Origin of the sequence: Butyrivibrio sp. LB2008, from assembly GCF_000621565.1 — a bacterium.
Taxonomy (GTDB): Bacteria; Bacillota; Clostridia; order Lachnospirales; family Lachnospiraceae; genus Butyrivibrio.
On sequence record NZ_JHXZ01000014.1, the window covers coordinates 52,365 to 67,764 of the forward strand.

The window sequence follows — 15,400 nt, forward strand, 5'->3', positions numbered from 1 at the left end:
ATATCAATATGCTCTTCCCCAGTAAACCATCTTCTTAGCAGGCTTGCCGCAGATAGGGCAAACATCTGAGATGTTCTCCTGCTCGAAAGGCATACAACGGCTTGTTACGTTGAATTCTTCCTTAATCTTGTCTTCGCACTCGCGGTCTCCGCACCACATAGCCTTTACGAAGCCCTTTGTCTCCTTGAAGTTCTCCGCGAACTCTTCTTTATTGTGAGCAACAAATGTGTGCTCTTCAAGGTGCTTCTTTGCTCTTGCGAACATATCTTTCTGGATCTGATCGAGGAGCTCACCGACTTTTGCAGATACTTCTGAGATAGCGCACTCAATCTTTTCTCTTGTATCTCTTCTTACAAGTACACACTTACCTGCCTCGAGGTCCTTAGGTCCGATCTCGACACGTACAGGGATTCCTCTCATCTCCTGCTCTGCGAACTTGAATCCGGGTGTTCTGTCTGTATCGTCTGTCTTTACTCTGTAATCTGAAAGGCTCTTTGCGATATCGTAAGCTGCGTCAAGAACGCCCTCTTTCTTCTGCTGGATAGGAATAACAACAACCTGGATAGGAGCGATCTTAGGAGGAACAACGAGTCCTGAGTTGTCACCGTGTACCATGATCATAGCTCCGATAGTACGTGTTGTAAGTCCCCATGAAGTCTGATTTACATAGTGGAGTTTGTTATCTTTGCCCGCATACTGGATCTCGAATGCCTTGGCAAATCCATCACCAAAGTTGTGGCTGGTTGCGCTCTGAAGAGCTCTTCCGTCATGCATAAGTGCCTCAACTGTGTATGTAGCCTCAGCTCCTGCAAACTTTTCTTTATCTGTCTTCTGTCCCTTGATTACAGGGATAGCCATATCATTCTCAAGGAAGTCAGCGTATACGTTAAGCATCTGCTGTGTACGCTCTTCTGCTTCTTCGAATGTAGCATGTGCTGTATGGCCTTCCTGCCAGAGGAATTCTCTGCTTCTAAGGAAAGGTCTTGTCTCTTTTTCCCAACGAACAACGCTGCACCACTGGTTGAGTACCTGAGGAAGGTCTTTGTATGAGTGGATTTCTCCTCTGTAATAGTCACAGAAAAGTGTCTCTGATGTAGGACGTACGCAATATCTCTCTGTAAGAGGCTCAAGTCCGCCGTGTGTTACCCACGCAACTTCAGGCGCGAAACCTTCTACGTGATCCTTCTCCTTCTGAAGAAGTGATTCAGGGATAAACATGGGAAGGTATGCGTTCTGAACTCCTGTTGCCTTGAATCTTGCGTCAAGATGCTTCTGGATAAGCTCCCAGATTGCATATCCCGCAGGTTTGATTACCATACATCCCTTAATATTGGAATAACTTACGAGATCGGCTTTGATGCACACATCGGTATACCATTGTGTGAAATCTTCATCCATAGATGTGATCTCTGATACGAGTTTCTTGTTGTCAGCCATGTCTTTTCTCCTTTTTTGCAATTAAGTGTTTCCGGGAACTTTGAGAGACGCTTTTTTATCAGAAAGGATTTTTCTATGATATAAAAAAGAACCCTCAAATCCCTAACAGGGACCGAAGATTCTCGGCGGTACCACCCTATTTAAACCATGCTGATTCTGCAATGGTCTCACTCAATTTAACCCTTAACGCGGGAAACGCTGTATTTTCATACAGGACTCCAAGGTAGGTTCGCTGTTTATACGTAAAAACCTCACACCAACGGCTCTCTCTCTGAAACGCTTACGCAGTTACTATTCCTCTTCAACGTCGTATTATTTAAAGATGATTTTATTAACATTTCGCGGGATTGTCAAGGGCGTAGAGCTTTTCTGCACTATTATAATTTCATTTGCTATTGCATTAAATACTTTAACAGTTGCAGAATCTTCATTCTTGCTTAGAAGCGCTGAGATAAAAACATTCGTATCAATTACTGCATATATCATATTACTTTCGGCCTACCTCGCGTTCTGCTCTAGCCTCTGCAATTTCTGCATTAATCTCTTCTAATGACATTTCGGGAAGCGTTTCTGCCTCCTTACGAAGAGCGTAAAATGCATCTTTAAAATCTTCCCTCTTCGTTTCCTGTAATCTTACATCAAAAGGAAGTCCTTTTACTTGCTTACTCTTTTTTAGAAATATTCTGAATGCAGTTGGTAAATCCAAGCCCAGATCTTCATAAATTCTTGCGACTTCTTGTTTCAACTCTTTATCTGCTCTAAATTGAATTAATACTTGCTCCGACATATTTACTCCTTAATAGCACATAGAAACGCATACATTATTCATGCAATCTTAATACTTTTGTACTTTAATTATATATGTTTTAGTAAACTTTTTGTAGTATTTTCCTCAAAAAGTTCCCTAAAATTTAAATAAAAAAGAGTCGACTCTTTTTTCACTCCTACTATTTCTTTCCAATCAGCTGTTTAGCATAGTCTAATGCCTCTTGTGACTTACACTCGTAGTCAGGCTTAATCGGTTCACCGCTTTTACTCTGATCGATTCTATGCCATTTTTTAAAGGAGACACTAAAAGCCAATTTCGAATTTGGCACCGTAAACGAAAGAACGTCTCCGTATGATTCCGGCATATTACCCGAGGCCTCTCCTACTATCGTTCCCAGATTGTTATCTTTAAAAAGCATAGCAAAATCCATAGCTGAACTGTATGTAAATACATCCGTCAGGATAAATACCTTTCCATTGTAGGCATTCTCTTTTTTCTCAACATCATAGTAATATGGTTCACTATGCATCAGAAAATTTCCATAACGAACATCTGCTGACCAACCTGAATATCCGTCAATATCAAGATGACCTAAAAATTCATTTGCAACGTAGGAATTTCCGCCCCCGTTTCCACGAAGATCGACAATTATGTTTTCTATATTCTCGCTATAGACTTTATCAAAAAACTCATTGACAGTGTTCACATACAGATCGTTATAGTCACATTCTTTTAAAGTAAATATCGCGAGATTCTCATTTTTTTCTATCTCGTAGTTAATCCACTCGCTATCTTCAACATCGTTATTCTTCACATTCTCATACGGAACAAACGTATAATGATACTCTTTTTCACCTGAATCAGTCGCAAATTTAAATGTAACTCCATTAGAAGTATTTACTCCCAGCCAATTGAGGTACAGTTCATTTTTTATATATTCTTTAAATTCTGCCTGCGCGAACTCTGCGCGCTCATACTGAAAGAGATTTAAAAATGACTCAATTATTTTTTCTGTTGGTTCGTCATTTATTGCGATTGGATTACCATATTCATTTATCTGACTGAAATCATCTATATATTTTTTGCTGTCTGAATAGCAATTTACTCTTGAATGTCCGTCATAGAGCTGATTCATGATCCTTGAAATAATCTGCCATTCCTCCAAGACGGTATAGCAGTCCTTTTCATCATCATTTATCTTTTTTCTCTCATCTGAATATTTCGCTTCGACTGCATCTACGCGCTTGTTTTCCTCCTCTAGCCAAGCCGGATGACGCCCTCTGAGCTTTCCAATCACATAATCAATATCCTTTAATACCTGTTTTTTGGTAAGCTCTGTTTCCAGTGGCAAAGTAACAATATATTTATTTGTAGTTCCACGATAGGGATTTATTAGGAATTGGTAGATTGAATATAATGAAATTATAACAAAAACTATTACTACTACTGCAAGTCTAAACCATCTAGGAAGTCGCTTCATCTTTATAATAGCCCCTTATTATTTCGAATTTATCATATTATATCCTATATTGTCTTTTTCTGAAAAAAATTTTTAAAAAACTTTATCTGAATGTCTTAAGGTATTTCTTGTGCTCGTCTGTTACTCTAAAGCTCTCAACAGCCTTCTGTATGGCCTTTTTGTGAACCCATTCATCGAGTCTTCGATTTTCTATGTATTTAACGCTCACGTCGTACTGTTTGGCAAGTGCTGTCGCAAAGTACCAGGCTTCCATCATCTTAAGGTAATAATCTTCACCTTTTTTAGCTGCAACAAGCTCAAGATATTCATCTTTAAAATCTTCTCCAAGGAATTCGTTCATAAGCATGCGTATACCAAAACGTGCGGTATAAACGTGATCTGATTCGATCCACTTTTTGATATATTCAAGTAATTTCTCATGATCCTTTTTAAAGCATTTAGGCGAAGCCTGATCTGAAACCGGCCAGCAATCCACATATGGAAGGAACTTATCCACAGCTTCAATGCACTCATCAAAGTCCTTGATAAGTGCGATCACAAAGAAATGAACGAGATTCTCCTCGTAGTATTTATGCGGAAGATCATTTAGGAATTCGTCCCTTAAGTCACTTTTAAAAACTTGCTTGGCAATCTCGCGCATCTTGGGTGTTCTGACTCCGATAATGGTTTCAGGTTGTATATTTGGAACGAGTTTTGTCTGGAATTCCTTGTAATTTTCATCTTTTGCTTTTAAAAGCATCTCGTATACTGTCATATGCACTCTCTTTTCGCGTATTGGATTATTACCTATTATAGCATCCATAGCGGAGCGTTTTTTACTTGATATGAATTTCCTCAAACAAAAAAAGACCGGTGGGTCCGGTCTTTTCCGCAGGATTTCTCCTGCATTAGAGGTTTTATAAAGGAAATACGTTATGGCGAACGTAAATCGGCATATTTATTTGTCCTCAGCGATCAAGCTCGCTTGTCGGACCTCCGGCATTGTGATTTCTGATGATGCCGTCAATCTCTTTAAGATCACTTGCGGGAAGATCTCCCGGAATTGTGTTCTTAACACTTGATGTGGCATTACCGTACTCAAGTGCTTTCTGAACATCATCATACTTAAGCATTCCGTACAGTACGCCGGATACATAAGCATCGCCGGAACCTATCCTGTCTATAACATCTATATCCGCATATGGCGCCTCGGTATAAAACCGGTCGTTCTTGGCGTCATATATGGTAGAAGTAAAGTTGTGCTTTCTGGGGCTAATAACCTGTCGTTGCGTTGTGCAGACAACTTCGACAGGATATTCCTCAGTATAACTCTTCATAATATCGAAGAGCTCGCCGTTTTTCTGCATCATGCGTCGGGATGTTTCCTCAGACACAAAAAGAATATTTACATAAGGGAGGATCTTCTTTATTGCAGTTCTGGCGTCTTCTTCACTCCATAGGTTGGCACGGTAGTTACAATCAAAAGATACCTTCGCACCGCCCTCCTTAAATCTCTTTATCATCTCTGTTGCGACTTCACAGGTATTCTTGTTAAGTGCAAGTGAAATTCCGCTTGTATGGAACATCCTGGTTGATGTATACACACTCTCAGGAATCTCTGACAAAGAAATTCTGGTTATGGATGAATTCATTCTGTCGTAGACTATGGATGGTTTGCGTGGTGCAGCACCGTTCTCATAGTAGTAAATTCCAAGTCGTGCTTCAGGTGACTCATCATAAATAAGATAGTCATCAGATACACCTTCAAAACGGATTCGGTTCTTAATAAAAGTCCCGAGTGCATTCTGTGGAAGTCTTGAAATCACTCCTGTTCTAAGTCCCAAAAGCGCTACACCCGATGCTACGTTAAGTTCTGAGCCACCGGCTCTCTTATCGAAAACATCACCGCGTGTCATACGCTCATAATTTGGCGGAGAAAGACGAAGCATAATCTCTCCAAAAGTTAAAAGATCAAATCTTTCATCTCCCATGTCTGCCTCCTCATAGCCTTACTCGCTTTTGTAATTATTAAGTGCTGTTCACGTTAATTATAATATCTCAAACTTATTCACATTGTAAGTGCTTACATTGTGGCAAACTTTGCAAAAGTTGCACTGGAATTCTCGATTTTTTGTACATATATGAACATCTATAATCTGGATGTATCTCTGTCATTATACTTGGAAAGCACCACTTCTCCTGTTTCCAGTGAAGCCTTTACATCTATGACTCTCTGATTCGATGATCCTCTGAATCTGAGCATCAAATCTCTTTTATCAAGCTCAAACTCCCCATCTACGAGGACATCTGTCATTGACAGTATTGCATCGGTATCATCCCCGTGACACCTCTTATTTGCCGGATCGGTCAGTTCTTCCCACGTATATCCCGAATATATCCAGATAGTGGCTCTCGGAACTTCTTTTTTTATACGCTCAAGAAGTGGCTTTATTTCTTTTTGATTCACAAGCTCCATAGGTTCACCGCCTAGAATGGTTAGTCCGTCTATATAACTTGGTTTAAGTGATTCTACAATCTCATTCTCAACTTCTTTTGTATATTCTTGTCCGTAATTAAAATCCCATGTCATTTCATTAAAGCAACCTTTGCAATGATGGGTACATCCACTTACAAAAAATGCTGTCCTGCACCCTATTCCATTTGCTACATCACTGTAATATATCTGACCGTAATTCATTCTGCGCCTCTCTTTTCCTATGATATCAAATAAAAGCCGGGATAAATCCCGGCTTTTACTTTGTAGGTTTAATTCAGTAACAGATCAAATCTTAGGTGTTGCCATATGGAGCACTCTTTCTTTGATCTCCTGTGTACGTCCCTGATTCCAGAACTGTGTTCCGATATATCCGCAGGTACGCCTTGCTACATTCATCTTGTTCTGATCTCTGTTGCCACAATTAGGGCATTCCCAAATAAGCTTTCCGTCTGTATCTGTAACAATCTTGATCTCCCCATCATAACCGCAGCATTGACAGAAGTCAGATTTGGTGTTGAGCTCAGCATACATGATGTTTTCATATATATATTTCATTACTGAAATAACCGCTTCAATATTGCTATTCATGTCAGGTACTTCTACATAGCTTATAGCTCCGCCGGGTGAAAGTGCCTGGAACTCGGATTCAAATTTAAGCTTAGTAAATGCATCGATCTGTTCTGTTACATGGACATGATAGCTGTTGGTAATATAGTTCTTGTCTGTTACGTCGGGAATCATTCCAAAACGTTTCTGCAGACTCTTTGCAAACTTATATGTTGTTGACTCAAGAGGTGTTCCGTAAAGGCTGAATGAAATATTTGTCTCAGCTCTCCACTTTGCACATTTATCATTGAGGAACTGCATTACTTTTAATGCAAAATCTTTTCCCTTAGCATCTGTATGTGATACGCCCTTCATGTATCTGGTACATTCGCAAAGGCCCGCGTATCCGAGTGAGATTGTTGAATAATTTCCAAAAAGGAGTTTATCAATCTTCTCACCCTTCTGGAGTCTTGCAAGTGCGCCGTTCTGCCAAAGAATAGGTGCAACATCTGAAGGAGTTCCAAGGAGTCTTTCATGTCTGCACATAAGCGCTCTCTTACAGAGCTCTGTTCTCTCCTCCATGATATCCCAGAATTTTGCCTCATCTTTGTTTGATGTACAAGCTACATCTACAAGATTCAATGTAACAACACCCTGGTTGAATCTTCCGTAATATTTATGATCGCCCTCGTTGTAATTCTGGGCATTTGCCTTGTTACCCTTGTTGCAGAATCCTTCCGGAACATTCTCATTGTCGGGAGTAAGGAAGCTTCTGCATCCCATGCAAGGATATACATCTCCGCCCTTGAGCTCTTTCATCTTCTTTGCTGAGATGTAATCGGGAACAAGTCTCTTTGCTGTACATTTAGCAGCAAGCTCTGTCAAATACCAGTATTTGGAATCCTCATGGATATTATCTTCATCAAGAACGTAAATGAGCTTAGGGAATGCAGGTGTGATAAGCTGGCCTTTCTCATTTTTAACTCCCATAATACGCTGCTTGAGCATTTCCTCGATGACCATTGCAAGGTCTTCTCTTGTCTGGCCTTCGGGAACCTCATCAAGATACATGAATACTGTTATAAAAGGCGCCTGTCCGTTTGTGGTCATAAGTGTGATGACCTGATACTGGATAACCTGACATCCTCTCTCAACTTCCTTCTTAACGCGCATTTCTGCGATGTCATTAACCTGCTTCTTGTTGATCTTCATTCCGGCTGTCTCAAACTCGAGCGCTACTTCCTTACGGAATTTCTGTCTGCTGACATCAACAAAAGGAACAAGGTGTGAAAGTGTTATACTCTGTCCGCCGTACTGTGAACTTGCTATCTGCGCGATTGCCTGTGTTGCAATGTTGCATGCAGTAGAGAAGCTCTTCGGGCGCTCTATCATTGTCTCTGAAATAACTGTTCCGTTCTGAAGCATATCCTCCAGATTCACAAGGCAACAGTTATGCATATGCTGTGCGAAATAATCAGAGTCATGGAAGTGAATAAGACCTGCCTCATGTGCTCTTACAACATCTTCAGGCAAAAGAAATCTTCTTGTGATATCCTTACTTACTTCACCTGCCATGTAATCTCTCTGAACGCTATTAACTGTAGGATTCTTATTTGAATTTTCCTGCTTAACTTCCTCGTTATTGCACTCAATAAGAGACATGATCTGCTCGTCAGTTGTGTTGGACTTTCTGACAAGAGCATGTTTATAGCGGTATGTAATGTATTTTCTGGCAACCTCGAACTTGCCTGATTTCATGAGTCCATCCTCAACCATATCCTGGATTTCCTCAACGCTGGCAGCACGAGTAAGAGATGCGCACTGATTCTCTACGCTTCTTTCGATGTCGCTGATCTGGCCTGCGGTTAATTTCTTCTCGTCGGTAACTTCGTTATTTGCCTTCTCAATAGCCGCAAGAATCTTATTGCCATCAAATGCAACTTCTTTACCGCTTCTCTTAATGATCTTCATAAGAACCCCCTTCTTTTATTTTACAAAAAAACTGTTTTCGCAATCACGATATTTTTTAGCCGAATAACAATATATTGTGGTCGCATAACTATGATAATACTTTATCTAGTAAAATACAAGAAGGATATTTCTTATTTTTTTCTTACAAATTCTAACCGATTATGTAGTATTCTCAGGCGTTCCAGTTCTGACGCGTCCGCTATGGGTTTTCCCGAATAATAATATTCTGTTTTTGCTAATTCCAACATCTTGTGCGTGTCATCAAAAGTAACTACATTATCTGGTGTATTAGATAACTCTATTCCGAGAACCTCCGCTAAATGCTTCACTGTACCGTGATTCCCGTCTATAAGAAGGGTATCGTCACCAAAAATCTGTCTGTACGCAGGCTTAAAGTAATTAAAATGTGTACATCCAAGTACAAGCGCACAATACTCTTCCATATTATAAGGTTCAAACTGTTTCTTTATATAATCAATAACATCGTCCGAATCGAACTCTGTTCTCTCTGCAAATTCCACTAATCTGGGCATTGGCAAAAGATCGACTCTGTGATTCTCATCTACTCTGTGAAGCAGGTCTTTAAGCTTGTCTTCTCTGATAGTTACGGGAGTTGCGATAACCATAATCCGCTTCTTCTCCGTACCCTCAACGGCCGGTTTTACAGCCGGTTCCATTCCCAGTATGGGAATGCTGTATCTTTTCCTGAGTTCCTTTATTGCAACACTGGTCGCCGTATTACATGCAACCACTATTGCCTCTACTCCCTTTTCAAGCAAAAACTCCGTGATGCCGATCGAATAACTAAGGATCTGCTCCGGGGTTTTCAGTCCGTAAGGGACGTGCTCTGTGTCAGCGTAAAATATGTAATTTTGCTCCGGAAGATAATGGTATGCCTCGTGAAGTACCGAAAGACCACCTATTCCGGAATCAAAAATACCGATCTTCATTTTTGATTTCCTCTGTATATGCTATACTTTATTTATGAATGATAAAAAAATTGACGAACTTCAGAAATTGTACAACAACTCAAAAGTCGGAGCCTTGGTTCAGGAGATTTGCGAGTATTACGCAACAAGAGAGGACTATGAAGACAACTCCTATCAAGAAGAAATTGAACCTCATGAAGTAGTTGAATCTGTTTATATTCTCTTTTGCCTACAGAGCAGAGAACAGATACTCGATGAATTTTCTCTTATCAGAAAAAAGTATCCTTCTCTGTATACCTGTGTCAGTGCTCTGCACAATAATCTTCTGGTAAATATGGACTATCGCCCGTTAGAGGCAAGCTCTGCCCAAAAAATCGCAGAATATGCCAAGGATACATCTTCCGATGAAGTTCTCTCACACGCAGATACTTTTTCGCGCACAGAAAACTCTCTATCGGAAGCAATGGATAAATTCTACTCTTGGCTTCACTCTGCTACATCTAGATAGCTCATGGCTGCATACACTGTTCCGTCTTTATATTTAAGATATGCCCATTCTCCATCATCACTTACGGCGATTCTCTTAAGTTCCGTACCCTCTTTGGCCTTATCTACAATCTCACTGCTTGTACTGGGCTCAGATCTGAGATTAAGGAACTCATAATTAACAACAACTTTATCATTGGTTGCTGTAAATCCTTCCGGAATGTCTATTTCTTCTTGTTCGGCTTCTGTTGCTGTTCCCTCACTGTCAGGAGAAGCTTCCTTATTATTAAATAATTTCGCTTTTACAATGAAAATAAGGATCATTATGATCAGTATGCCTGTAACAACAGATGCAATTCTGACCATCAAGAGTTTGATGTGCTCATCTTCATCCTCGTAATCGTCATAATCCTCATCATAATCATCTTCATAATAATCTCTGCCACGACGATAGCGCTCGTCGTCACGATAATCATCTCTTTCATCACGACGTCTCGGGCGGTCATCTCTTCTTGGTGCATATTCATCATCACGGCGTCTGGGACGGTCATCTCTTCTGGGTGCATATCCGTCATCACGACGCATTGGACGGTCATCGTCTCTTCTTGATGCATATTCATCATCACGGCGTCTGGGACGATCATCGTCTCTTCTGGGTGCATATCCGTCATCACGGCGCATTGGACGATCTGCGTCTCTTCTCGGCGGATATCCGTCATCACGGCGCATTGGACGATCTCCATCTCTTCTTGGTGCATATCCGTCATCACGACGCATAGGGCGTTCTCCATCTCTTCTTGGTGGATATTCTTCATCTCGACGCATAGGTCGCTCCTCTGATCTTCTTGGCGGGTAGTCATCATCACGACGCATAGATCTAACGTCGTCTCTTCTAGGTGCACGACTTACATCTCTGTTATCTACGCGTTCTCTTCTCTGTGTTTCCTGATTGTTAACCGGATTATCGCCTTGCTCTCTTTGGCGGAAATAAGCTTCACGCTCTTCCTCATTGAAAAAGTTATAGGGATCGGCAATCTGGATATCATCTACTCCTGCCTGTGCAGTCGATGCACTGGGTGTAGCGGACGCAACAGGTGCGGTAGGTGTAGCGGATGCAACGGGTGCAGTAGTTGCCGGCTGTACGTTAGGTGCAGCTTGGGCAGTAGGTGCATTGGTGGCAACAGGTTCAGGTCTGTTATAAACCTGATTGTTGTTTTCCTGCACGATGTTATCCTGCATATCATGCTCCTGCCTGTCATAGCTCAGATTATTCTGACCCGGGTTTTCATATTCACTTCCTTCATAAGGCTGACTATCATATCCCTGATTATCGTAACCTTGATTCTCATAATCCTGATTATCGTAACCTTGATTCTCATACCCATGATCTTCGTAGCCCTGATCTTCATAGCTCTGATCCTCGTATTCCTGATTCACATAGCCTTGATCGTCATAATCCTGGTTGTCATATTCCCGATCATAATAATCCTGGACGTCATCATACCTATCATCCGACTCATATCTGTCATCCGGATCGTAAGTATCATACTCGTCCCTTTTCCTATAATTTTCAAAGTTTGTAATCTTGCTTGGCAAAACTTAATCTCCTCTTTAAAAAGGTGCTGACCGTTAAGCCAGCACTTTGTCGATTATTGACTGTAATTTTGTCTTGTTCTGAGCGCCTACCGCTGTCTCCGCGATTTCTCCATTCTTAAATAAAGCAAACATCGGAATGGACATTACATTATACTTCTGAGCTATGTCGGGTGCCTGGTCAACGTTTATCTTTCCGACTTTGAGCTCACCTTCATAATATTCCGCCAATTCGTCAATAACAGGTGACATCATCTTACATGGTCCGCACCAGTCTGCTGCAAAATCAACCAGAACCGGCATCTTACTTTTCAAAACTTCCTCTTCGAAATTCTGACTGTTCAACGTGTAGTCCATAGGTTAGTCCCCCTTTCTGCTAATAACATACTTAAAAATCGGATTCCCAAGTGACGAAAACTTTTCTTCATACTCAGTCATCACATTTCCTTCATTCATGACTTCATCATTATGAAGGTCATATGTAATGGCATCAATGTTCCAGCCTGCAGGCTCTACCTCATCGCGGGCAAATGTAAAAAGACCTTCATTGTCGGTCTTGAATTCAACTACACCGTCCGCCTTTAATATTTTATCATATCGCTTCAGAAACTCGCGAGAAGGAAGTCGTCTTTTTGCGTGTCTATCCTTCGGCCAAGGATCTGAAAAGTTCAAATAAATTTTACCAACTTCGGATTCATCAAATACTTCCGTAATATCTTCCGCATCCATTCTTATGAAAATAACATTCGGAAGCTGTAACTCTTCCTGTTTCTGTATGGCACGAAGAAGAACGCTCGAATACTTCTCAATACCTACATAATTAATATCAGGATGGAGTGCCGCCATATCCATTATGAATCGACCTTTTCCCATTCCTATCTCGATATGGATTTCATTATTGTTTCCGAATATTTCTTTTTTCCAAAGTCCTTTTTTCTGCTCAGGGTCCTTTACAGTGTACTTACTCTCGGCAATAACTTCTCTTGAACCCGCTATATTACGTAATCGCATTTTTTAAATTCCACCTATCCTTTATAAAGAATTTTACAACATTTGCCCTTGAATGGGAAGTATTGTATTATTTACATACTATGAACTTTTGTGCAGACACTAATCCCAAAAACAGAATAAGATTTCTTGCAACTTCATTTTCCATATTTTTTGCAACATTCTTTGTGTTACAGTCTACCGTACACGCAGAAAATATTGATTATTCCTCGGAAATGCTCAGGCAAAAAGAACTTCCTATTCAGAGTAATTCTATACAAGGATGGCCTGAGGGACCGGCCATATCATCCCAAGCTGCAATTCTTATGGATGCAAACACAAAGACTATTCTCTATTCTAAAAACATTGATGAGAAGCTTTATCCCGCAAGCACAACAAAAATTATGACTTGTCTTCTTGCTGTGGAAAATGCCAAATTGGATGAACAGATTGTTTTTTCTCATGACGCAGTCTTTAGTGTTCCTAATGACGGATCCAATCTTGGAATAGATGAGGGTGAATCAATTTCTCTTGAAGAAGCTCTTTACGGAATCATGGTTGGAAGTGCCAATGAAGTTGCCAATGCTGTCGCAGAACATGTAGGCGGAAGTATAGACAAATTTGTTGACAAGATGAATGCCCGTGCAAAAGAGCTTGGATGTAAAAATACTCATTTTGCAAATGCCAACGGTATTCAGAATGAGAATCACTACACTACAGCCTATGACCTTGCTCTTATTTCTGCGGAATATTTCAGTAACGATCTGCTATGTAAAGTTGGTAATACTCCAAGTCACCACTTTATTGCAACTGAAACCCAACCGGATGATTTCTTTAAACATAACAAGCACAGACTTATAACCGGTGAAATTAAATATGAAGGTATCCTTGGTGGCAAAACCGGATATACAGATCTTGCACGCGAAACTCTCGTAACATGTGCCGAGAGAGACGGTATGAAACTTATATGTGTCGTACTGAAAACAGAGTCACCGGAACAGTTCAATGATACAGTCACTCTTTTCAATTACGGATTTAATAATTTCCGTGCCGAAAAAGTTGCTGATATAGATAAAAGATATATGCCAAATGATTCCCTTTTCTTTGAATCAGACAATGATGTATTTGGAAAGTCGGGAACAATCTTAAGTCTTAATAAAAATGATTACATTATTCTTCCTGTAAATGCATCTGTTGAAGATACAGATTATGAGATCTCATATGATCTTTCTCCTGCAGAACAGACTAAAGCAGGCAATGTTCTTGCAAAGGTTATATATAATTATAACGGTGCTCCCATAGGAAGTGCCCGGGTATGCTTCCTTGAAAGTGAAGGAACACCCTCACAATTAGCCGGTGAATATCACTCAATTTATATCAATGTAAAAATACTTATTTTATCCGCCGGGCTTTTCGTTATATTCATGACCGCAGGTTCTTTCGTTGTAGCAAGAATCGCCGCTAACAGAACTTTCCACAGCAGAAGCGACCGAATTAGATACAACAGGAGAAAGCGAGAATTTAATAAAGGACATATTCGGTATAAAAAAATATATATTATTGTAGCTGTTATAGTTATCGCAATTATCTGCTTCGGTTTGTTTATCTTTTTTAATTCCAAATCACAAAAAGATACTCATACAAAAAATACGGATGAGATTAAACCGGAAACACCTGTTATAGAAGAATCAGCTGATAACATGGATGTGTGGAAAGAAAATCATTTAAAGGTAAAAGGCATATATGTCACAGGTCCAACAGCCGGAACAGATAAGCTTGACGATATCATTAGTCTTATAAACGAAACAGAACTAAATACAATTGTTCTTGATGTTAAAGATGACAATGGAAACATTACCTTTAAAATGGATAATGAAAATGTCATAGAAATGAACTCCGGCATTGCCTACATAAAAGACATTAGTGCACTTTTAAAAAAGCTAAAAGAAAATGATATATATGTAATTGCAAGAATAGCTTGTTTCAAAGATCCTATATTGGCAAAAGCTCATCCTGAGCTTGCTCTTACATCTTCTGACAATACACCTATAACTGATGCCAATGGGAATGCTTGGGTGAACCCATGTAAAGAAGAAGTATGGGATTATATTATTAGCCTTGTGGACAGTTGTTGTGCGCTCGGTTTTGATGAAGTGCAACTTGATTATGTTAGATTTCCGGTTGGACAAAAAGCTGATGATGCCTTATATGATCTCGTTTCAGATGATGATGATGCCCGTAGAAATTATATCACTGAGTTCTTAGCCAAAGTAACTGAAGAGGGGCATAAACATAACATTCCTGTATCAGCTGATGTTTTTGGAACAATAATCAATAGTAACAAAGACTCAAAACACGTCGGCCAGGATTATGTAAATCTTGTCTCCAATTTAGATATCATCTGTCCAATGATCTATCCATCTCATTATGCAGACGGAGAATTTAAATTAGATGTTCCCGATGCCCATCCTTACGATACGGTTAATAAAGCACTTGAAAAATCTAATGAAATCTTAAAGCCAATTTCAAATAATAATCATGCTGTTATTCGGCCATGGCTTCAAGCGTTCACCGCAACCTGGGTAAAAGGACATATAAAATATGAGGGAAAAGAAATACGAGCGCAAATCCAAGCCGTATATGACGCCGGTTATGACGAATGGATACTATGGAATTCTAATAGCAATTACAATATTGATGCATTAACAAAAAGCTGAAAAAAGCAG

The 15,400-nt window shown here is 40.0% G+C and carries 14 protein-coding genes and 1 other annotated feature; of the genes, 2 read left to right on the plus strand and 12 right to left on the minus strand.

Annotated elements, in window-relative coordinates:
- Window positions 1-3 precede the first annotated feature (3 nt).
- From proS to murI, 9 genes are all read right to left on the minus strand, one after another.
- Window positions 4-1,437, minus strand: a complete 1,434-nt coding sequence (gene proS / locus T356_RS0104075) for a proline--tRNA ligase (protein ID WP_026513399.1) — start codon at window positions 1,435-1,437, stop codon at window positions 4-6.
- Between the two features lie 104 nt (window positions 1,438-1,541).
- Window positions 1,542-1,751, minus strand: a binding site (T-box leader).
- A complete protein-coding gene (locus T356_RS21810) occupies window positions 1,750-1,923 on the minus strand; it encodes a PIN domain-containing protein (RefSeq protein WP_442856028.1) in 174 nt (57 codons plus the stop codon). (Overlaps the previous feature by 2 nt.)
- A gap of 1 nt (window position 1,924) precedes the next feature.
- Window positions 1,925-2,224, minus strand: coding sequence for a type II toxin-antitoxin system RelB/DinJ family antitoxin (locus T356_RS0104085; RefSeq protein ID WP_026513400.1), 300 nt, complete (start codon window positions 2,222-2,224; stop codon window positions 1,925-1,927).
- Window positions 2,225-2,384: 160 nt separating this feature from the next.
- Window positions 2,385-3,686 (minus strand): S41 family peptidase, encoded by a 1,302-nt coding sequence (locus T356_RS0104090; RefSeq protein WP_026513401.1) that lies wholly within the window; start codon window positions 3,684-3,686, stop codon window positions 2,385-2,387.
- Between the two features lie 82 nt (window positions 3,687-3,768).
- On the minus strand, window positions 3,769-4,440 hold the full coding sequence (locus T356_RS0104095; protein WP_026513402.1) for a DNA alkylation repair protein: 672 nt from the start codon (window positions 4,438-4,440) through the stop codon (window positions 3,769-3,771).
- Between the two features lie 193 nt (window positions 4,441-4,633).
- Window positions 4,634-5,656 (minus strand): sugar kinase, encoded by a 1,023-nt coding sequence (locus T356_RS0104100; RefSeq protein WP_026513403.1) that lies wholly within the window; start codon window positions 5,654-5,656, stop codon window positions 4,634-4,636.
- Window positions 5,657-5,814: 158 nt separating this feature from the next.
- Window positions 5,815-6,363: an anaerobic ribonucleoside-triphosphate reductase activating protein gene (gene nrdG, locus T356_RS0104105; protein WP_026513404.1), complete on the minus strand. Its 549-nt coding sequence runs from the start codon at window positions 6,361-6,363 to the stop codon at window positions 5,815-5,817.
- A gap of 84 nt (window positions 6,364-6,447) precedes the next feature.
- On the minus strand, window positions 6,448-8,679 hold the full coding sequence (nrdD, locus tag T356_RS0104110) for an anaerobic ribonucleoside-triphosphate reductase (protein ID WP_026513405.1): 2,232 nt from the start codon (window positions 8,677-8,679) through the stop codon (window positions 6,448-6,450).
- A 131-nt stretch (window positions 8,680-8,810) separates the two neighbouring features.
- On the minus strand, window positions 8,811-9,629 hold the full coding sequence (gene murI, locus T356_RS0104115) for a glutamate racemase (protein WP_026513406.1): 819 nt from the start codon (window positions 9,627-9,629) through the stop codon (window positions 8,811-8,813).
- A 34-nt stretch (window positions 9,630-9,663) separates the two neighbouring features.
- Here murI and T356_RS0104120 point away from each other — a divergent pair, with 34 nt between their 5' ends.
- Window positions 9,664-10,116: a hypothetical protein gene (locus tag T356_RS0104120; RefSeq protein ID WP_026513407.1), complete on the plus strand. Its 453-nt coding sequence runs from the start codon at window positions 9,664-9,666 to the stop codon at window positions 10,114-10,116.
- On the opposite strand, the gene T356_RS20145 is transcribed toward T356_RS0104120, so the two are convergent.
- From T356_RS20145 to trmB, 3 genes are read right to left on the minus strand one after another with little or no spacing between them, the layout of a single operon-like run.
- A complete protein-coding gene (locus T356_RS20145) occupies window positions 10,095-11,690 on the minus strand; it encodes an SH3 domain-containing protein (RefSeq protein ID WP_026513408.1) in 1,596 nt (531 codons plus the stop codon). The two genes, T356_RS0104120 and T356_RS20145, sit on opposite strands and share 22 nt — an antisense overlap.
- Before the next feature lie 33 nt (window positions 11,691-11,723).
- On the minus strand, window positions 11,724-12,044 hold the full coding sequence (gene trxA / locus T356_RS0104130; protein ID WP_026513409.1) for a thioredoxin: 321 nt from the start codon (window positions 12,042-12,044) through the stop codon (window positions 11,724-11,726).
- Between the two features lie 3 nt (window positions 12,045-12,047).
- Window positions 12,048-12,698 (minus strand): tRNA (guanosine(46)-N7)-methyltransferase TrmB, encoded by a 651-nt coding sequence (gene trmB / locus T356_RS0104135; protein ID WP_026513410.1) that lies wholly within the window; start codon window positions 12,696-12,698, stop codon window positions 12,048-12,050.
- A 62-nt stretch (window positions 12,699-12,760) separates the two neighbouring features.
- Between trmB and T356_RS20150 the strand changes: the two genes are divergently transcribed.
- Complete coding sequence (locus T356_RS20150) at window positions 12,761-15,391, plus strand: putative glycoside hydrolase (RefSeq protein WP_155838971.1); 2,631 nt, start codon at window positions 12,761-12,763, stop codon at window positions 15,389-15,391.
- Window positions 15,392-15,400: the final 9 nt, after the last annotated feature.